The organism is Dietzia sp. SL131 (assembly GCF_026672565.1).
Taxonomy (GTDB): Bacteria; Actinomycetota; Actinomycetes; order Mycobacteriales; family Mycobacteriaceae; genus Dietzia; species Dietzia kunjamensis.
The window spans coordinates 13444-31987 of sequence record NZ_JAPPRI010000003.1 but is presented as its reverse complement, the minus strand read 5'-3'; the positions used below and the strand labels follow the sequence as shown (position 1 = coordinate 31987).

Below are 18544 nucleotides of genomic sequence, written 5' to 3'. Positions count from 1 at the left end.
TCGGGATCGGCGGCTGGGCACTGGCGACGGGCAGTGAGATCCCCCCGCGCGTCGGCGGGCTCGAGAACGCGATCGACGTCGTGTTGCTCCTCGTGGTCGTGGTGGGCGTGCTGGGGCTGTGCGTCACGCGCTCGCGCCTGTCGGCCGCGGTGCTGCTGTCGGCCGTCGGGATCGCCGTGACCATCCAGATCTTCGGCCTCGGCGCGCCCGACGTCGGACTGACCCAGCTGCTGGTCGAGGCGCTCACGATCATCATGTTCGTGCTCGTCCTGAGGCGGTTGCCCCGCGACTTCATCACCGCCTCCCGCCCGAGGAACACCGCCGCCATCGTGCTAGCCGTCCTCACCGGCATCACAACCACCATCGGTGTGCTGGTCTTCACCGGGCGCCGGGAACGCTCCCCGATCGGCGTGTACCTGCTGGAGAACGGCCCCGAGATCACCGGCGGGAGCAACATCGTCAACACGATCCTCGTGGAGTTCCGCGCTCTCGACACCTTCGGCGAGGTGGCCGTGCTCGGCGTGGCCGGCATCGCGATCCTCGGCGTCCTCGGCTCGGTCCGGGCCACCGCCCAGACCATGGATCCCGAGTCCGTCCGCGAGACCCTGCCCGGTTCCGCGAAGAGCACCGGCACGGCCGCGGAGGCGTTGGAGGACGCCGCCCGCAACACCGTGCCGTTGAAGCTGCTCGCACGGGGCGTGACGCCGGTCCTCGCCGTGGTCTCCGTGATGCTGCTGTGGCGTGGCCACAACGAGCCCGGCGGCGGTTTCATCGCCGCCCTGGTCGCGGCGTGCGCATTCGCGCTGGTCTACCTGGCCCGCGAGTCGGATCGCCCCGTGAGCCGACCCTCCACCCCGGTCGCGCTCATCGGCGGGGGGCTGGTTGTCGCCGGACTCACCGGGATCGGCGGCTACGCGCTCGGGCAGTTCCTCCAGCCCGCCCAAGGGTACTTCCTGGGCCAGCGCCTCTCCAGTGCCCTCATCTTCGACCTCGGGGTCTACGCCGGCGTCCTCGGACTGGTCATGACCGCGTTCAACACGCTCGGCGCGGGCCGCGCCCCCGCAGAGGTCGTCTCCGGCCCCGACGCGCCGGACACCGGCCGCCGCAGGTCGGGCCCGCGGAAGACCGGTGGTGGGGCCGACACCGGCGTAACCGGGGGCACCCCGGGGACTCGTCGCGGAACCGACGAGGAGGTCGCCCGGTGACCATCGCGATCATGATCGGCGTCCTCACCGCGGGCGGCGTCTACCTGATGATGCAGCGCGGCATGGTCCGTGTCGTGTTCGGTCTCGCGCTCATCAGCCACGCGGTCAACCTCACGTTGCTCAGCGCCGGCGTGGCGGCCTGGCGGGCCGAGCCACTCGCCGACGTCAACGCAGTCGACGTGTCCGCCGACCCGCTCCCCCAGGCGTTCGTCCTCACCGCGATCGTCATCACGCTCGCGGTGACCGTGTTCATGCTCTCGCTCGCCGTGGTGAGCCGCGACGACGACACCCACAACGTCCCGCCCACCGGTGAGGAGTACGCGTCGTGACCGCCCTGCTCCTGCCCCTGCTGGCAGCCATTCCCGTGATGGCCGCCGCCGTCACGGCGATCCTGCCGTCCCGGCAGGCCGGCCGTCTCGTGGCGCTGGCGGTCCCGGCGGCCACGGCGGTCGCCGGGCTCGTGCTCCTCGTACTGCACCGGTCCGAACCGGTGATCGCCGCCTCGGTGGGCGGCTTCGTGCCGGGCGTCGCGATCCCCTTCGTCTCCGACTCGTTCGCCGCGCTCATGCTGGTCACCACCGGTGTGGTGGCGTTGATGTCCCTGGTGTTCTGTGACCAGACCGGCGAGTTCGGCCGGAGCCGCTACTTCGCCCCGCTGGCCCTGCTGCTGCTCGCCGGCGCCAACGGCGCCCTGCTCACCGGCGACCTGTTCAACCTCTTCGTCTTCGTCGAGGTCATGCTGCTGCCCTCGTACGCGCTCATCGCCATGACGGGCACGTGGCGCCGCCTCGGCGTGGGCCGGTTGTTCGTCGTGATCAACCTCCTCACCTCCACGCTGCTGCTCGCGGGCGTCGGCTTCGTGTACGGCACCGCCGGAAGCGTCAACCTCGCCGTGCTCGCGGGAGCGGCACAGGAGGACGGCCGGGTCGCCGCCGCCCTGGGTGTGGTGCTCATGGCCCTGTGCATCAAGGCCGGCGCCGTACCCGTCCACGGGTGGCTGCCCCGCGCCTACCCCGGCACCTCCGCCGGGGTCATGGCGCTGTTCTCCGCGCTGCACACCAAGGTGGCTCTCTACGCGGTCATCCGGATCTGGGCCACCGCCTTCGACCTCGATCCGGCATGGGGCCGCGTCCTGTTGGTCGTGGCGCTGGTGACCGCGCTGTGGGGTGCCGTCGCCTCGGCGTCCCCCGTCGGCGCCCGCGAGATCCTCGCCTGGCAGATGGTCTCCGGGGTCGGCGTCATCCTCGCCGCGCTGGCGGTCGCGCAGGCCCCCGGCGGTGCGATCGTCTACATGATCCACCACATGGTCACCATCGGGGCGCTCGTGATGCTGATCGGTGCCGCCGAGCACGTCTACCGCAGCGGACAGCTGGCTGGGCTGTCGGGCCTCTGGTACCGCGAACGTCCGCTAGGGGTGCTGCTGGTGCTCGCCATCGCGGCCCTCGTCGGACTGCCGCCCACCTCGGGGCTGACCGGCAAACTCGAGGTCGTGACCGCCGCCCTGGGGACGGGTGGCGCATGGGGAGTCGCCACCGTCGTCGTCGTCCTGGTCTCCTCCCTCATCGGGCTCGTGGCCATGCTCCGGTTGTGGCGCGGCATCATGTGGGGCGGACCCGCGCCCCGTCCCGGCGATGACGACGGTGACAGCGACGAGCGCCAGCAGTGGGTTGACGAGCACGGCGACGACGATGACGACGACGACAACGACGTTCGCCCGTCTCCGCGCGTGCCGGCGCGCCTGCTCGTGCCCGGGGGCGTACTCGCGGCCCTGTCGGTGGCCATCTTCCTGGGGTTCGGGGCGATCGCCCCGGAGGTGGACCGGGCGGTGGCCGGCCTCGTCGACACCGACGCGTACGTCTCGGCCGTGCTCGACGGCCCCGATGCGATGACCGACTCGACGATCGGGGGACGCTCGTGATCCGCCGGGTACTCCGCGCCCCGGTCGTCCTGGGATGGTTGCTGTGGAACGTCGTGCTGTCGTCGGTGGCCCTGGCCAAGGAGGCCGTCACACCCGGTCCGATCGGCACCCCGGTGCTGGTGCGCTATCCCATGCGCTGCCGCACCGACGTGGAGATCACGGCCCTGGCCTGGGCGATCACCGTCACGCCGGGGACACTGGTGACGGTCATCGGTGATGACGAGATGTGGGTCCACGTCGTGCTCGGCGGGCCCCGTCAGGAGATGATCGAGTTGCTCGGTCGGACCGAGGACCGGGTGCTGTCCGTTCTGCGAGGTGAAGACGAATGAGCCCGCTGCTGACGGTGCTGCTGGCCGTGTCGACCGTGATCGTCGTCGCGAGCATGGTGGTGGCGGCGGTCCGCGCGGTACGCGGACCGGGCGATGCCAACCGTGCCGTCATGGCCGATCTGAGTTACTTCTGCGCGGTGGCACTGTTCGTGCTGTTCGTGATCCGTCAGGGATCTGCGGTGGCACTGGACGTGGTGATGCTCGGATCGCTCATCGGTGTGCTCTCGACCGTCGCCCTCGCGCGGTTGCTCTCCCGAGGACAGCGGTGACGGGGATGGAGGGCTCGATGATCGCGGACCTGGTGATCGGTGTACTGGCGCTGCTCGGGTCGCTGTGCTTCCTGGTGGCCGCTGTGACCATGTCCCGGGCCGGCGACGCGCTGACCCGGATCAACATCCTGTCCGTGGCGACCGGCCTGGGGATGATGCTGTTCATCTTCTCGGCCTACGGGCACGAGCTGAGATCCGGGTTCTCCTGGGCGCAGCTGCTCATGGCGTTGGTGGCCCTGGGAGCGACGGTGGTGGTGACGACGGTCGCCTCCATGACGCTCGCCCGCGCCGCCTACCGGGCAGACGGCAGACTCGACCCGTTGACCGCGTATGACGACATCGCCGAGGAGACCGGGACATGACCGGGCCGGGTGACGCGCGCGACGGCCGGGACCAGACCCTGCGTGATCCGGCCGACGCCGCCCGACGGATCGATTCCCTGATCGACAGCGGTGACCTGCGCACGGCCTCCGACATGGTCGAGGAGATGCCGCCCTGGCTGATCGTCGACGTCCTCGAGCGCAGCGGCGCCAAGGACCGGGCCGTGCTGTTCCGGTTGCTGTCCAAGGGCACCGCGCTGGTGGTCTTCGAGGCCCTCGACCCGCCGCTGCAGTCCGAGCTGATCCGCGCGCTGCACACGGACCGCGTCAGCCAGATCTTCACCGACCTCGACCCCGACGACCGGGCCGGGCTGATCGACGAACTCCCGGCGCGCGTGGCCACCCGGCTCATGCGGGAACTCGACCACGACGAGCAGGCCCTCACCGCAGCGGTGCTCGACTACCCGGTCGGCTCGGTCGGTCGGCGGATGAGCCCGGAGTTCATCTCCACCCACCCCGACGTCACCGCCGGCGAGACCCTCGACCGTGTGCGCCAGCGGATCGACGAGGCCGAGACGATCTACGGCATCCCGGTGACCGACGACCAGCGTCGCCTGGTGGGGATCGTGGGCCTGCGCGCGATCATGCGCGCCGAGCCGGGGACACCGGTCCGCGACCTGATGAACGACGCGATCACCGCGCGGGCACGCGAATCCGCCGAGACCGCCGCGCGAAGGTCAGCGGAGGAGCGCCTCATCGTGATGCCGGTCGTCGACGACGAGGGCCGGCTGGTCGGGATCCTCACGTTCGACGACGCCCTGCGGGTCCTCGAGGACGCCGAGACCGAGGACACCGCGCGCGCCGGTGGTGCGGAACCGCTGCGCGCGCCCTACCTCGCGACCCCGGTGCGATCGCTGGTGCGGTCGCGCGTGGTGTGGCTGCTGGTCCTCGCCCTCGGCGCCGCGCTCACCGTCCAGGTGCTCGAGGTGTTCGAGGGGACGATCGAGCAGGTGGTGGCACTGTCACTGTTCGTGCCGCTCATCATCGGCACCGGCGGCAACACCGGAAACCAGGCGGCCACCACGGTGACCCGCGCGCTCGCGCTGGGGGACGTGCGTCCCCGGGATGGGCTGCGCGTACTGGCCCAGGAGGTGCGGACGGGGTTCACGCTGGGTCTGGTCCTCGGCGGGGTCGGGGCGCTGGCCGCGGGACTGATCTACGGCACCGATCTGGGACTCGTGATCGGGTTGACGCTGCTGGTGTTGTGCACCGTCGCGGCGACCGTGGGCGGTCTGATGCCGCTCCTCGCGCAGGCCGTCCGCGCCGACCCGGCCGTCTTCTCCAACCCGTTCATCACGACGTTCGTCGACGCCACCGGGTTGATCGTCTACTTCCTCATCGCGCGGGCGGTCCTGGGCCTGTAGGCCGAACTCCCCGGTGTGCTGCGGTGCGCTGCGGTGCGACGCCGACCCGCGACACCGTAGGGCGACCGTGCCGACGGAGCGCGGGAACCGCCGCTGCCGGACACCACGTGGCGTTACGGTGACACATGTCACATCCGGTTCGTCCGGAGTCCCTCGCCCCGAAGGTGCCCATGGCCGACGACGCCGCCCGACCGCCTGCCGCTCCCCCCGCCCTCATGCCCGAGCTCGCCTGCTACGGGCTGGCCGGACACAGCGCCTCCCCGGCGGATCTCATCGCCGAAGCCGCGCGGGCCGAGGAGCTGGGCCTGGGGTCCATCCTGCTGTCCGAGAGGTTCGCGCTCAAGGACGCCGCGGTGATGGCGGGCGCGGCGGTGGCGGCGACCTCCCGGATCGGAGTGGGCACCGCCGCGACCAACCACAACACCCGCCACCCGCTGGTGACCGCGACCATGGCGACGACCCTGCACCGGATGTCCGGCGGGCGCTACGCCTTCGGACTGGGCCGGGGCATCCCCCTGCTCTTCGACATCATGGGCCTGCCACACGTGACGTCGGCGCAGCTCGAGGACGCGATCGGCATCTATCGCACGCTGTGGGGCGGCGGGGCGGTGGTCGGTCACGACGGCCCGGCCGGCAGCTACCCGTACCTGATGCAGGACGCGTCGTTCGACGAGGACATCCCGGTGCTGATGATGGCGATGGGCGACAACCAGCTGCGGTTGGCCGGGCGGATCGCCGACGGCGTCGTGCTCCACACCTTCATGTCGGATGCGGCGGTGCAGCGCTGCGTCCGCCTGGTCCGGGAGTCCGCGGAGCAGGCCGGCCGCGACCCCGCGGGCGTGCGGATCTGGTCGGTGATGGCGACCATCGAGGACTCGCTCGACGAGACGGCCCGGTTGCGCAAGCTCGTCGGGCGATTGGCCACCTACCTCACCGGCTACGGCGATGTCCTGGTGCGGGTGAACGGGTGGGACCGGGCGGAGCTCGAGGCGTTCCGCGCGGACGAGCGACTGTCCTCCCATTCCGGCGCGCTCGACGCCACCGACGATCTCGACCTCCTGCGCCACGCCCGCGAGGTCCTGCCCGACGCGTGGCTCGCCACGGCCGCCGTCGGCAGCGCCGCGCAGTGCGCCGACCGGATCGAGGGCCAGCTCGCGCTCGGCGCCGACTCGGTGGTCCTGCACGGTGCCACTCCCGACGAGCTCGCCCCGGTGCTCACCGAGTGGCGCGGGCGCCGGGACCCCGACCGCTTCGCCCACCTCGAGCCCAATCCCGGAAGGATCTCCCGTCATGACTAGTGTCGCGTCGAACCCGCAGGTGGTCTGTACGCCGGAGGAGGTCACCGCGCCGTGGCTGTCGCAGGCCCTGGGCACCGAGGTCCGGTCGGTGCGGACGGAGCTGGTCGGCACCGGTCAGATCGGATGCGGCCTGCTCGCCCACGTCGACGGCGACGGGCTCCCGCCGACGCTGTTCGTGAAACTGCCGAACCCCGACGAGGGCATGCGGCCGCTGTTGCACGGCGTGTACCGGACCGAGGTGCTGTTCTATCGTGACCTCGCGCCGACCGTGGCCGTGCGGGTCCCGCGGGTCCGGTTCGCCGCACTCGGCGAGCGGGAGGGCGAGTTCACGCTCATCCTCGACGACGTCACCCCGCTCGTCCAGGGCGACCAGCTCGCCGGGCTGACGATCGACCAGGCCCGCGACTGCGCCGTCAACCTCGCGGGACTCCACGGCCCGCGCTGGTGCGACCCCACGCTCCGGAGCATCAAGGGCCTCGCGGCGCCGACGGTCGAGGACAACGTCACTCTCCAGGAGCTCGGCGGGCCGGCGCTGGAGGCGTTCCTCTCCGAACTCGGGGGAAGACTCGACGACGACGAGCGCCGCATCATGGCGGAGATCGCCCCGCTGATCGCCCGGTGGGCCAACGGGCGGGCCGAGCGGTTCGCGCTCCTGCACGCCGACTACCGGGCCGACAACATGCTGGTGGACCCGGCCGGGAACCGTCCCTCGCTGGCCTGCGACTGGCAGACGCTCGCGGTGGGCCTGCCCGGGCGTGACCTGGGCGGATTCCTCGGTTCGAGCCTCACCGTGGACGACCGGCGGGCCGCCGAGCGCGACATCGTGGCGGACTACCACCGGGCCCTGCTGGGTCACGGTGTCACCGACTATTCCGCCGACGCCTGTTGGGACGACTACGCCTACGGCCTGCTGCAGACGCCGGTGCTGGGGATCTTCGGCTGGATGTACGGCACCCGGACGGATCGGGGTGACGAGATGTTCGCCCTGCTGATGCGGCGGGCGTGCCGCGCCATCGCGGATCACGACGCGCTGGCGGTGGCCCGGGCCGGTTGACCGACGACGACACAACGAAATCCGCTACCCCGCCCCCGGATTCGCTAGTCCAATCGGAGTAGCGAATCCGTAGGGGGAGTAGCGGATGTCGGCCGGCTACTGGCCGGCTACCGGGGTGTCACTCCTGCAGCGTGTGGTTGCCGCGGGGGCTCGCCTCGACGCCGGCCTTGACGGCCTCGCAGAGGCCCTGGTCGACGGCGGCCCAGTAGGCGTAGACGCGGTCGAGCAGCTCGGTCTCCGACGGGTCGATCGCCGAGACGTGACCGGCGATGTTGGCCGCCAGCCGCTCGCGGGCGGCGTCGTCGAGGACCTCGCGGTACAGGATGGAGGCCTGGACCGAGTCGGTGTCCTCGGCGTGCGGGCTCACGTCGCCGCGGTGGATGTCCGAGCCCTTGGTGTCCCAGGCGCCGATGTCGAACGCCTTGGACGCGTCGGCGGTCGGACCACCCAGTGAGTTGGGGTGGTACTCGGCCTGCGCGGGGTGCGGGTACTCGTACTGCATGGCGCCCTCCTTGGAGTAGGAGTTCACCGGAGACAGCGGACGGTTGACCGGCACCTGCTGGTAGTTGGCGCCGATGCGGTAGCGCTGGATGTCCGGGTAGGCGAAGACGCGGCCGAGCAGCATCTTGTCGGGCGAGAAGCCGATGCCCTTGACGATGTTGGTCGGCGCGAACGCGGCCTGCTCGATCTGCGCGTGGTGGTTCTGCGGGTTGCGGTTCAGCGTCATGGTGCCGACCTTGCGCAGCGGGTAGTCCTTCTGCGACCACGTCTTGGTGAGGTCGAAGGGGTTGTACTTGTACCCGTCCGCCTCGTCGACCGGCATGACCTGGACGTGAAGGTCCCAGGACGGGAAGTCACCGTTCTTGATGGACTCGAACAGGTCCTGACGGTGGTAGTCGGCGTTCTCGCCGGCCAACTTGTCGGCCTCGGCCTGCGTGAGGAAGTCGATGCCCTGGTTGGTCTTGAAGTGGAACTTGACCCAGTGGCGGACGCCGGCGGCGTTGATGAACTGGTAGGTGTGCGAGCCGAACCCGTCCATGTGGCGCCAGGTCTTGGGGATGCCGCGGTCGCCCATGAGCCAGGTCACCTGGTGGGTGGACTCGGGGCTCAGGGTCCAGAAGTCCCACTGCATGGCGTGGTTGCGCAGGCCGGAGGCGTTCTTGCGGCGCTGCGAGTGGATGAAGTCCGGGAACTTCATCGCATCGCGGATGAAGAAGATCGGCGTGTTGTTGCCGACCATGTCGTAGTTGCCCTCTTCGGTGTAGAACTTCAGGGCGAAGCCACGCGGGTCGCGCCAGGTGTCCGGGCTGCCCTTCTCACCGGCGACGGTGGAGAAGCGGGCGAGCATCGGGGTCTTGACGCCCTTCTGGAACAGGCCGGCGCAGGTGATGTCCGAGATGTCCTCGGTGGTCTCGAACTCGCCGAACGCGCCCGAGCCCTTGGCGTGGGGCAGGCGCTCCGGGACGTTCTCGCGGTTGAAGTGGGCGAGCTTCTCGATGAGGTGGAAGTCGTGGATCGGCTGCGGACCCTGCGGGCCGACCTGGGCGCTGAACTCGTCGTGCGGGACGGGCTGGCCACTGTCGGTGGTGGTGTGGGAGTTCGGCTGGAAGTCGCGCACGCCGCGGTCTGCGGGATGAATGGTCACGTCAGTTGCTCCTCGAGATGGGGTGTGGAGTAGAAGGTGCGGAGTAGTGGTGTGGTCCAGACCTCAGTATCAGACAAGCGAGGCCTGCCCTGCCTGGCATTCGGGGCAAGTTCCCCAGTAGTTGACCTCTGCTTCGTCGATCTCGAAGCCGTGGTCCCGGTCGGCGGTGAGGCAGCGGGCGTGTCCGACCGCGCATTCGACGTCCTCGATGCGCCCGCACGTCCGGCACACGAGGTGGTGGTGGTTGTCCCCCGTCCGTCGCTCGTACAGCGCCGGGGAGCCGGCGGGTTCGATGCGGCGCATGAGGCCGACGTCGGTGCACACGCGCAGCGCGTCGTAGACGGTCTGCGTGGACACCGCGCCCAGCCGTTCCCTGACGAGAGTCGCGACGTCCTCCGCCGCGATGTGGGGACGACCGGCGACGACGGCGAGGACCGCCAGCCGCGGCGAAGTGACCCTCAGCCCGGCATCGCGGAGCACTGCCCCCTGGTCCTCGGTTGCTGTCGTCATGGGCATCACCCTAGCCCACTTTCTGGAATAGGTCCAGAAAACGAGGGGCTCTGTTCTAGGAATCCCATCGGCCGACCCGGCACGCGTCCGGGGTCCGCGGGGCACGGGCGACCGCCAACGGGCTGCGACTAGGCTGGACCCGGACCCCGGATCGCCGTCACCGCACCGCGGCGGCCCTGACCGCGTGCCCCCGAACCTGCAGGAGGAACCCATGTCGGAGACCACCACCGGACCGGTCGTGTGCGGGTACGACGGTTCGCGTGACGCCCGCAGAGCCGTGGCCTGGGCGGCCGCCTGGGCCCGCGACCACGGCACGTCACTCGAGGTGATCTCCGCCGACCGGGCGGTGGGCCGCGTCGTGGCGTTCGACGAGACCGCCCGCGCGAACGTCGAGGGCGCGATGCGCGACCAGCTCGCCGACCTCACCGCCGACGTGCCGACCACCCACCGGGTGATCGCGGACAGTCCCGTCAGCGCGCTGGTCGGGGTCGGCCGCGACGCCTCGGCGATCGTCGTGGGCAGCCGCGGCCTCACCGCGCGCGAGGACTTCGCGATGGGGTCGACCTCCGCCGGCGTCGTCGAGCACGCGACCTGCCCGGTCCTCGTCATCACCCCGCGGACGCCCGAGAGCCCCACCGGGGGCCCGGTCGTCCTGGCCGCCGACGGTTCGGCGGCGAGTGACCCCGCCGTGGCGTTCGCGTTCGCCGAGGCCGAGCGCCGGGGTGTCACCCTGCGCGCCGTGCACTCGGTGGAGGTGCCCAGATTGCCGGGCACGTCACTGTTCGACCTCGATCAGCTGGCCGAGAGCGTGCTCGCCGAGGACGAGAAGGACATCCTCGACTCCCTCGCCCCGCACGAGGCCCGCCACCCGGAGGTCAGCGTCGAGCTCATCCTCGTCGTCGGCGAGCCCGCCGTCACGGTCGCTGACGAGGCCACGGGGGCGTCACTGCTGGTCACCGGCTCGCGTGGCCACGGCGGATTCGCCGGATTGCTGCTCGGGTCGGTCAGCCGCCGCCTGCTCCAGACAGCGCCGTGCGCGGTCGCGGTCGTCCGCCCCGCCGACTGACCCCCGCCGCCTGACCCACCCACCGCCTGATTCGCGCGCCTGACCCACGCACCGGCTGACCCCACCCACCACCTGACCCACGCACCGCCTGACCCGCGCGCCTGACCCGCGCACCGCCTGCCCCCACCCGCCGACAAGAGGATTTCGCGTGTATCGCCCGAGAGCGGCCGCGCGTTTTCCTCTTGTCGGCGGCAGGGTCGGCTTGTCGGCGGCAGGGTCGGCTTGTCGGCGGGTGCGCGGGTGCGCGGGTGGGCGGGAAGACAGTTCGGCGCGGGTGGGCGGGCGTGCGTTGCAGCGGTCGCGCGATCGGCGTCAGGCGGGGCCGATGCGGAGCATGCGCGTGAGGGTGGGTTGCCACTTCACGCCGGGCGCGTCGCCGCGGGAGGCGATGGTGCCGGTGAGCTCCATCGGTTCGTCCAGCGGGGCGTGGCCGAGGAAGCTGCGGGCCACCTCGCGGCCGGTCTCCACGTCGGTCGAGGTCACGTCGACGGGCCCGAACTTCTGCGCGAGCCCCTGATCGAGCGCCGAGGCGAGCCCCGGGTCGGTCGCGGAGCCGGGCGCGGACAGCACGCGGGGCGGGCCGTAGGCCAGCGCGTGGATCTGCCCGTCGCCGGTGGTGAGCTTGGGCAGGGACGCCGTCCGGGCCAGCGAGGTCCACGCACGCGAGCACGCGTCGTCTCCGGCGCCGACGCCGACGCTGACGCCGTCCGGTCCCCCGGCCCCGTCGGCCCGCACGTCGATTCGGGTCATCCCACCCGTGTACGGAGCCGACGAGGGCACCGCGGGACCGTCGACGGCGAACGGCGGGTATTCGAACCCGTACGTGTTGACCAGCACCAGCGCGTTTCCGGTCGCGATGATCGAGTTCTCGGTGCCCGCGGGCCCGTCGATGAGGACCCCGTCGGCGGCGGCCGAGTCGGGCCGCAGGGTCGTGGCGAACGCGGGCATCCGGCACACCTGCGACCCGTCGTCGCGACGCAGGACGATCAGCTCGGGGTGCTCGGCGTCGTCGGTGATCGCCACGAGCGAGTCACCGGGCCCGAAGTAGGTGGGCGTGGTCCCCGACCCGTGCGCGAGCAGGCCCGGTTTCCGCGCCTGCCCCACCGCGTAGCCGCGCCGCCAGCGCACGCTGGGGGTCCCGTCCTCGGAGCTGTCGATCTCGTAGAGGGCGCGGGTGGTGATCACCGACGCGCCGCCGGGCCGGACCGTCAGCCCGTTGGTGATCTTCTCCCCTGCCGGCAGGGCGAGACTGCGGAGCTCGTCGTCGTCGCCCCCGGGCCGCACGGTCCCCACCACCCCGCCGGAGGTGGCGAACCACACCCGCCCGTCGAAGGCGGGCATGAGGCCGGTGACCGCGTCACCGGCCGGGACGGCCCGGGAGAGATCGGCCAGGACGTCGACCGTCATGCGCCACGGGCCGGCGTCGGTGCGTTCGTGCCCGACGGCCAACAGCCTGCGGTTGCCGTCCGCGACCACCACCCGGTCCTGCTCGTCGAGGTATCCGTAGACCCCGCCGAGCAGCGCCCCCTTGGCCAACTGCACCTCCGCCAGCACTGCCGCGGTGTCGGGATGGAACAACTTGACCGTCGGCGCGAGCGGGGTGGGCGGGGCGAGTCCGACGTACGAGGTGCACAGGGCGACCGGGAAGCCGTCGGTGCCGACGAAGACGGTCGAGCAGGTGGCTCCGGTGAGTGCTGACGCGACTGCCGGGTTCGTGCCGGGACCGCGGCCGGGCAGGGTGTCGGTCGAGGCCGCGTCACCGTGGACGGTGGCCGTGCCCGCGGGGCCGAGCCCGGGCGGGGAGGCCGCCTGCGGCGCGGCGACGGCAAGCGTCGACGGTGCTTGCGCGGTGGCAGGGGCGGGCAGCAGGGCCGCGCCGGTGCCGAGGCCGACGACCAACGCCGCAGCCGTGACCGCCCGGGCGGCCGAGACCCTCCGGGCAACCCGGACCGCGGCCGCCGGGTGCTTCCGTCTCATCGAGCGCATGGGGTTGATTCCATCACCGCCGGCGCTGCGGTGTCCCCGGATCCCGTCGTGAGACCATTCCATCGTGGCGCCGAGGCACGGGCTTGCACCGGGGTGGTCGAGCGGATGAGCCGACCCCCGCCCCGTCGCGCACACCGGCCCGCAGCGCAGCCGGCGACTCCCGCCGCGAGCCCGGCAAGCCCCGCCGCGCGCCGGGCGTCGGCCAGATCCTCGGCGAACTGCTGCTCACCGTGGGCGTGGTACTGCTGCTGTACGTGTTCTACGAGGCGTTCTGGACGAACCTCGCCTCCGGGCGACTGCAGGCGGAGGCCGCCGCCGGGCTCGAGGAGAAGTGGAGCGACGGCCCCGTCCCCGACGCGAGTGGCCCCGACGCCGCCGGTCGGCCCGCCCGCGATCCGGTCCCGCCGCCCGTGCCGACGCTCGGCGACCCCTTCGCCCGGATCCACCTGCCGACGCTCGGCCCAGACGCGGTCTACGCGGTGGTGGAGGGGACGCGCGCCGAGGACCTGCGCACCGGGCCGGGCCACTACCCCGGGACCCAGCTGCCCGGCGAACCGGGCAACGCCGCGCTCGCGGGCCACCGCAACGGCTCCGGCGCCGTCTTCGAGCACCTCGACCGGCTGGACTCGTGCGACGCGATCGTCATCGAGACCGAGACGCAGTGGCAGACCTACCGGCTCCTGCCGGTGCAGCCCGGGGGCGCGGATCGGCTCGCGGCCGCCCGCGAGTGCCTCACCCCGCGGCAGACCGACCGCGTCGCCGTCGGCGACTACGCCCACGTCGCGGGCCGGCACATCACGACCCCCGACGCGGTCGAGGTGATCGCCCCGGTGCCCGGTGCGGCAGGCGCAGAGGGCGAGGCGGGCGCAGCGGGCGCAGCGGGCGCAGCGGGCGCAGCGGGCGCAGCGGGCGCGGCGGGCGCGGACGACGCGACCGAGGCCCCCGAGCGCCTGCTCACCCTGACCACCTGCCACCCGATGTACTCCAACGCCGAGCGGCTCATCGTGCACGCCGCCCTCGTGGAGACCACCGCGAAGACCGACGGCCGCCCGGCCGCCCTGGAGGAGTGAGCCGATGTACGCCTACCTGTGGCGATCCCTGCCCGGCCCGCGGCCGGTCAGGGTCGCGCTCGTCCTCATCCTGCTGGCGGCCGTGTTCCTGCTGCTCATGGAGGTCGTATTCCCGTGGGTGGCGCAGCAGCTGCCGCACACCGACGTCACCGTATAGACAGAACCGCCGCGCAGTCGCCGTGACCGTGGCGGCGACGTCACCGCGGCGGGCCCCCTAGATGTGGACGGTCACGTCCGCATCCGCGCGGAGCTTCTGCGACAGCTCCTCCATCGCGCCGGCCTCCTGCTCGGCCCGCACCTGCTCCTCGACCTGACCGCGGACCTGCTCCAGCGGCGGCAGCCCGCCACCGCCGGCCTCACCGCCGCCGGACATCGCCTGCTGCTGCGCGACCTGCTCGTAGGCGGCCTGCACCTCGGCCTCGGTCACCTCGAACTCCCCGTACTCGTCGGTGATCAGCTTCTGGACGCGCAACTGCTTGTCGATCTGGTCCAGCACGGCCGCGCGGTCCAGGCCCTGCCCGCCCATCGCCTCGACGAACTCGTCGGTGCTGACCTGGTTGCGCTCGGCGAACACGGCCAACTCGGCCTGGATCTCCTCATCGGAAACCTCGATCCCCCGAGTGCCGGCCTCCTGCGTGAGCAGTTCGGTGCCGATCAACCCGTCGGTGGTCAGCTCCTTGAGCTGGGCCTCGTCGACGGGCTGGCCGGACATCTGGGCCTGCATGCTCATCTGCTGGTACTGGTTCTCGAACACCGACAGGAACTCGTCGCGTGAGATCTCGGTGCCGTTCACCTCGGCCACCGGGTCGGGGATGTCGGAGGTGTCGGGCCCGTCCGCGGACTGCTCGCCCTCCTGCCCGGGCTCAGCTGCCTGTTCGGACTGCTCGGCTGCTGCCTGCGTCTGGGCGGCGCCGCCCTCGTCGTCGTCGCCCCCGGCGCCGCACCCCGCGACCACCAGTACGAGTCCTGCGGCGGCGACCGCCGACCTCCACGTTCGTGTGCGCACTCGATCTCCTGACGTTGACGTGTGCGTGAAGCCGCGACGCTACACATCCGAGTTGAGCGGGAGCTGTGCACGAGACGCCAGCGGGTGCGGGCAGCGCGCCGTCACGCGCCGCCCGCACCCACGTCGGCGTCGGGGGCCGGCGTCGGGGGTCAGAATCGGAGGATCGCGCCCTCCGCCACGTCCTTCGGCAGGGAGTCCACCACGACCACCGATCCGGACGTGGCCAGGACCTGACCGACCGCGGTGTCCAGATCGTCGGGGCCGTGCTCGGCGGTGCAGCGACGACGGGTGAGCAGCAGCGTCTCGACGCGTCCCTCGCGGGCGGCGTGCAGGATGTCCGACCCGCCGCCTGCCAGTGCGCGACCGGCGCCGATCGCGTCACCGAAGCGTTCCGCGACCGCGTCGGACTGCCGTTGCATCGCCGGCCGGACCACCGCCCACGCGCGCTCGTGCAATTCGGCGGGCGACAGGGCGTCCGGGTTGCCGGCGGCCACCTCGTCCACCAGGTGTTCGTAGTTCAGGTACCCGCGGAACTGCGGGAGATGCTCGGTCACCGCCGCCAGGACGACGGGCCGCCGATCGTTGGGGCGCAGCGCCTCCTGCAGTCCCTTCGCGATCTGCCGCAGGAACTTCTCCCGCTGCACGTCCCCGACCTCGGCGCCCGTGCCGTGACTGTGCACCATCCCCCCGCCGGCCCTGTTCGCCCCGGGGCCGGCGCCGGCGGCCCCGCTGAACCGCTGCTGCTGGTGCGAGGGCGGCTGGATATCGCCGGCCATGTCGTCGATCGAGGACGGGATCGAGCCCAGGTCGAGCTCGCGGATAGTCGAGGCGGTGCCCTCGAGCAGGCGGACCTTGTTCTGACTGCCGGCGAGGACCAGGAACTCGCCGTCACCGACCGCGGCCGGCACGATCGGCCGGACGGCGAACCGGTCGCTCACGTGGACCGCCTCGGCGACGTCCGTGGACAGGCGGTACGCGCGCCAGAACCCCTTCGACGCGAACAGCGCGAGACCGTCGGACAGGCGCTGCCAGTACGCGTCGTCCTCCAACAGGGCGACCAGCGGGCCGAGGATCTCGTCGGACTCCTCCTGGGCCACGCCGTGCGCCTTGAGTTGGGTCTCGGCGTCCTTGATGAGCGACTTGGCGCGGATGGGGTTCTCGCGGACCTCTGCCCCGGCCCGGGCCGTGGGCAGGAAGATCGACACGGCCCGGCCGCTGGCGGTGCCCAGCTCGGCGAGGTCGGTCAAGGGGATCGGATCGACTTCTGCGGTGCGGGTGACATCAGCCATGACCCGACGCTACTGACCGCAGCGGCGCACGGGTAGGTCGTGACAGGGTTGTTGCTCGCCCGTGACCTTCGGGCCCGGGGCGTCCGCCGTGGATACCATCGCGGAAGTGACCGATGCGCCCGTGACCCCCGCGACGACCCGGCCGGTCAGCACCGCCCGGGTCCTCACCACCCTGATGGTCCCCATGTTCATGGCGCTGCTCGCGCTGTCGGTGATCAACGTGGCGCTGCCGGTGATCGGCACCGCCCTGGACTCGGACTCGCGGGGACTGCAGTGGGTGGTGTCCGGGTACGCGCTGGCGTTCGGGCTGCTGCTCGTGCCGTCGGGGCGGCTGGGCGACGCCACCGGACGCAAGCGCCTGTTCCTGGCGGGCGTGGCGGTGTTCGTGGGCGGTGCGGTGGTCGCCGGGTTCGCCCAGTCGATCGAGATGCTCAACCTGGCGCGCCTCATCCAGGGCGTGGGGTCGGGGATGCTCAACCCGCAGACGTTCGGCCTCATCCAGAAGTACTTCCGGGGTGGGGCGCGGGCGCGCGCGTTCGCCACACTGGCCACGACGGTCTCCATCGCCACCGCGTCGGGGCCGCTGGTCGGCGGGTTGCTCATCGAGGTCCTCGGCGATGACCTCGGGTGGCGCGCGATGTTCCTGGTCAACGTGCCGCTCGGCGCGTTGGCGCTGGTGCTGGGCTGGCGCTGGTTGCCCGACGACCGCCGCCTCCCGCCGGGCGAGGCGGGGCCCGACGTGGGTGGGTCCGCCGCGCGTGCCGGCGACATGGCGCGGCTCGCCGCGCAGGGTGACGGTGGAGCGCGGGGTGATGAGGCCGCACGTAGGGGTGAAGCGGCACGTGGGGGTGAGAGTGGATACGACGACGAGGCCAGCCGCGCATCCAGGATCGCGGCCGCCGTGAACGCAGGCCTGCCGAGGCCTCGGCACCGGGGCCGGCGGGATCGCCTGGACCTCGACCCGGTCGGCATCGTTCTGCTCGGCGTGGCCGTGCTGTCGCTGATGCTGCCGTTCCTGACCCGTGGCGGGAACCTCGCCTACTGGGCCCTGGTGCCGGTGGGGCTGGGCCTCATGGCCGCGTTCGTCTGGTGGGAGCGGCGGTACGAGCGGATCGGGCGGCCTCCGCTGGTCAACCCGGACATCTTCCGGGATCCCGCGTTCCGCAACGGCATGGTCATCGTGTCGATCTACTTCGTGGGCGGCACGAGCCTGTGGATCGTCATGCCGATGTACCTGCAGTTCCACCTGGGTTACGCGCCCATCGATTCCGCGTTCGTCAGCCTGCCCGCTTCTGTGCTCGCGGCCATCTCGGCACAGGTGGCGGGGCGGTTCGTGCTCCAGCTCGGGCGGCGGATGGTCATCGGCGGCTTCTGCCTGACGATCACCGCCCTGCTCACGTTCATCCTGCTCGCGGGCGTGGTGGACTCCGGGGCGGTGAGCTATCTGATTTTCATGGTTCCCGCCGCGATGATGGGCACCGCGCAGGGCATGACCATCTCCCCCAACCAGACGCTCACCCTGCGCGCGGTGGATCCCGAATACGGTGGGGTCGCCGGCAGCATCATCTCGCTGGGCCAGCGCATGGGTACCGCGGTGGGCACGGCGATGGTGCCGGGCGTGCTGTTCTGGATCGTCGAAGAACGGGACGACTGGCTGCTCGCGTTCCGGGTGGCGCTCGGCGTGATCGCGGTGTTGGCCGCGGGCGCGTTGGCGTTCAGCATCGTCGACCGCCGCCGCGAAGTGCGCTGCGGCTGACCGGCCTCGGCCCTCACCGCTGACCGCCGTGTGCCCGGCCGGTATGGGTGCTACCCGATTTTTGCCACTGTCAGGAGGACGACCGAGTCCTCTTCAGCCTCGAGTCCGTGCCGACTGTCGGGGATCCGGAGCAGGTCCCCCGGTGAGCCGTTCCACGCGTCATTCTCGACAGTGAGCGACACCCTGCCCTGGAGGACGTAGACGGTGGCCTCCCCGGGGTTGTTGTGCTCGGTCAGGGCCGTTCCGGCGGTCAGCGCGATGAGCGTCTGGCGCATGACGTGCTCATGGCCGCCGAACACCGTGTCCGCACTGCGGCCACTCGTCGACTGTTGCGCGGTTGCCAACAGATTCCGCCCGAGCGCGGTCAGGGAGTTCTTCTTCATGTGGGTTCTCCTGTCT

The 18544-nt window shown here is 71.6% G+C and carries 19 protein-coding genes; 13 read left to right on the top strand and 6 right to left on the bottom strand.

Going from position 1 to position 18544, the window contains the following annotated elements; translation table 11 throughout:
- The first annotated feature begins 80 nt into the window (after positions 1-80).
- The 9 genes from mbhE to OVA21_RS00775 all read left to right on the top strand — a co-directional run bounded on the left by mbhE (position 81) and on the right by OVA21_RS00775 (position 7817).
- Positions 81-1205: a hydrogen gas-evolving membrane-bound hydrogenase subunit E gene (mbhE, locus tag OVA21_RS00815; protein WP_268091567.1), complete on the top strand. Its 1125-nt coding sequence runs from the start codon at positions 81-83 to the stop codon at positions 1203-1205.
- Positions 1202-1534 (top strand): sodium:proton antiporter, encoded by a 333-nt coding sequence (locus tag OVA21_RS00810; protein ID WP_067716236.1) that lies wholly within the window; start codon positions 1202-1204, stop codon positions 1532-1534. Before mbhE ends, OVA21_RS00810 begins: the two co-directional genes overlap by 4 nt.
- Positions 1531-3123 (top strand): proton-conducting transporter transmembrane domain-containing protein, encoded by a 1593-nt coding sequence (locus tag OVA21_RS00805; protein WP_268091566.1) that lies wholly within the window; start codon positions 1531-1533, stop codon positions 3121-3123. The genes OVA21_RS00810 and OVA21_RS00805 overlap by 4 nt, the downstream gene beginning before the upstream one ends.
- Entirely contained in the window at positions 3120-3452 is a 333-nt protein-coding gene (locus OVA21_RS00800) for a Na+/H+ antiporter subunit E (protein ID WP_069390351.1), read from the top strand. The genes OVA21_RS00805 and OVA21_RS00800 overlap by 4 nt, the downstream gene beginning before the upstream one ends.
- On the top strand, positions 3449-3721 hold the full coding sequence (locus tag OVA21_RS00795; protein WP_067716228.1) for a monovalent cation/H+ antiporter complex subunit F: 273 nt from the start codon (positions 3449-3451) through the stop codon (positions 3719-3721). Before OVA21_RS00800 ends, OVA21_RS00795 begins: the two co-directional genes overlap by 4 nt.
- 5 nt (positions 3722-3726) lie before the next feature.
- Entirely contained in the window at positions 3727-4083 is a 357-nt protein-coding gene (locus tag OVA21_RS00790; protein ID WP_067716225.1) for a cation:proton antiporter, read from the top strand.
- Positions 4080-5465 carry a magnesium transporter gene (mgtE, locus tag OVA21_RS00785; protein ID WP_119193381.1) on the top strand — a complete coding sequence of 462 codons (1386 nt, stop codon included), beginning with the start codon at positions 4080-4082 and terminating at the stop codon, positions 5463-5465. Before OVA21_RS00790 ends, mgtE begins: the two co-directional genes overlap by 4 nt.
- Before the next feature lie 170 nt (positions 5466-5635).
- Positions 5636-6763: a TIGR03857 family LLM class F420-dependent oxidoreductase gene (locus tag OVA21_RS00780; protein WP_268091565.1), complete on the top strand. Its 1128-nt coding sequence runs from the start codon at positions 5636-5638 to the stop codon at positions 6761-6763.
- Positions 6756-7817 carry a phosphotransferase family protein gene (locus OVA21_RS00775; RefSeq protein ID WP_268091564.1) on the top strand — a complete coding sequence of 354 codons (1062 nt, stop codon included), beginning with the start codon at positions 6756-6758 and terminating at the stop codon, positions 7815-7817. The genes OVA21_RS00780 and OVA21_RS00775 overlap by 8 nt, the downstream gene beginning before the upstream one ends.
- 118 nt (positions 7818-7935) lie before the next feature.
- Here OVA21_RS00775 and OVA21_RS00770 read toward each other — a convergent pair whose 3' ends face one another.
- Both OVA21_RS00770 and OVA21_RS00765 read right to left on the bottom strand, forming a co-directional pair.
- A complete protein-coding gene (locus tag OVA21_RS00770; RefSeq protein WP_082923904.1) occupies positions 7936-9462 on the bottom strand; it encodes a catalase in 1527 nt (508 codons plus the stop codon).
- A 69-nt stretch (positions 9463-9531) separates the two neighbouring features.
- On the bottom strand, positions 9532-9972 hold the full coding sequence (locus OVA21_RS00765) for a Fur family transcriptional regulator (RefSeq protein WP_268091563.1): 441 nt from the start codon (positions 9970-9972) through the stop codon (positions 9532-9534).
- A 211-nt stretch (positions 9973-10183) separates the two neighbouring features.
- Between OVA21_RS00765 and OVA21_RS00760 the strand changes: the two genes are divergently transcribed.
- Positions 10184-11038, top strand: a complete 855-nt coding sequence (locus OVA21_RS00760) for a universal stress protein (protein WP_067716215.1) — start codon at positions 10184-10186, stop codon at positions 11036-11038.
- A 312-nt stretch (positions 11039-11350) separates the two neighbouring features.
- On the opposite strand, the gene OVA21_RS00755 is transcribed toward OVA21_RS00760, so the two are convergent.
- The gene (locus OVA21_RS00755; RefSeq protein ID WP_227022415.1) at positions 11351-13024 is read right to left on the bottom strand and encodes a hypothetical protein; all 1674 of its coding nucleotides are present in this window, start codon (positions 13022-13024) and stop codon (positions 11351-11353) included.
- An 83-nt stretch (positions 13025-13107) separates the two neighbouring features.
- On the opposite strand from OVA21_RS00755, the gene OVA21_RS00750 reads away from it, so the two are divergent.
- The gene (locus tag OVA21_RS00750) at positions 13108-14094 is read left to right on the top strand and encodes a class E sortase (RefSeq protein ID WP_442778913.1); all 987 of its coding nucleotides are present in this window, start codon (positions 13108-13110) and stop codon (positions 14092-14094) included.
- A 4-nt stretch (positions 14095-14098) separates the two neighbouring features.
- On the top strand, positions 14099-14251 hold the full coding sequence (locus OVA21_RS00745) for a hypothetical protein (protein WP_007628348.1): 153 nt from the start codon (positions 14099-14101) through the stop codon (positions 14249-14251).
- A 57-nt stretch (positions 14252-14308) separates the two neighbouring features.
- On the opposite strand, the gene OVA21_RS00740 is transcribed toward OVA21_RS00745, so the two are convergent.
- On the bottom strand, positions 14309-15100 hold the full coding sequence (locus OVA21_RS00740; protein ID WP_254050525.1) for a SurA N-terminal domain-containing protein: 792 nt from the start codon (positions 15098-15100) through the stop codon (positions 14309-14311).
- A 149-nt stretch (positions 15101-15249) separates the two neighbouring features.
- Complete coding sequence (locus tag OVA21_RS00735) at positions 15250-16389, bottom strand: baeRF3 domain-containing protein (protein ID WP_268091562.1); 1140 nt, start codon at positions 16387-16389, stop codon at positions 15250-15252.
- Positions 16390-16495: 106 nt separating this feature from the next.
- Between OVA21_RS00735 and OVA21_RS00730 the strand changes: the two genes are divergently transcribed.
- The gene (locus OVA21_RS00730) at positions 16496-18145 is read left to right on the top strand and encodes an MFS transporter (RefSeq protein ID WP_268091561.1); all 1650 of its coding nucleotides are present in this window, start codon (positions 16496-16498) and stop codon (positions 18143-18145) included.
- 50 nt (positions 18146-18195) lie between these two features.
- On the opposite strand, the gene OVA21_RS00725 is transcribed toward OVA21_RS00730, so the two are convergent.
- Complete coding sequence (locus OVA21_RS00725; RefSeq protein WP_067716210.1) at positions 18196-18528, bottom strand: cupin domain-containing protein; 333 nt, start codon at positions 18526-18528, stop codon at positions 18196-18198.
- Between the last annotated feature and the right edge of the window lie 16 nt (positions 18529-18544).

Coding starts and splice junctions, on each gene's coding strand:
- OVA21_RS00795 (WP_067716228.1), top strand. CDS start 3,449: ATGAGCCCGCTGCTGACGGTGCTGCTGGCCGTGTCGACCGTGATCGTC.
- OVA21_RS00790 (WP_067716225.1), top strand. CDS start 3,727: ATGGAGGGCTCGATGATCGCGGACCTGGTGATCGGTGTACTGGCGCTG.
- mgtE (WP_119193381.1), top strand. CDS start 4,080: ATGACCGGGCCGGGTGACGCGCGCGACGGCCGGGACCAGACCCTGCGT.
- OVA21_RS00780 (WP_268091565.1), top strand. CDS start 5,636: ATGGCCGACGACGCCGCCCGACCGCCTGCCGCTCCCCCCGCCCTCATG.
- OVA21_RS00775 (WP_268091564.1), top strand. CDS start 6,756: ATGACTAGTGTCGCGTCGAACCCGCAGGTGGTCTGTACGCCGGAGGAG.
- OVA21_RS00765 (WP_268091563.1), bottom strand. CDS start 9,972: ATGACGACAGCAACCGAGGACCAGGGGGCAGTGCTCCGCGATGCCGGG.
- OVA21_RS00760 (WP_067716215.1), top strand. CDS start 10,184: ATGTCGGAGACCACCACCGGACCGGTCGTGTGCGGGTACGACGGTTCG.
- OVA21_RS00755 (WP_227022415.1), bottom strand. CDS start 13,024: ATGCGCTCGATGAGACGGAAGCACCCGGCGGCCGCGGTCCGGGTTGCC.
- OVA21_RS00745 (WP_007628348.1), top strand. CDS start 14,099: ATGTACGCCTACCTGTGGCGATCCCTGCCCGGCCCGCGGCCGGTCAGG.
- OVA21_RS00735 (WP_268091562.1), bottom strand. CDS start 16,389: ATGGCTGATGTCACCCGCACCGCAGAAGTCGATCCGATCCCCTTGACC.
- OVA21_RS00725 (WP_067716210.1), bottom strand. CDS start 18,528: ATGAAGAAGAACTCCCTGACCGCGCTCGGGCGGAATCTGTTGGCAACC.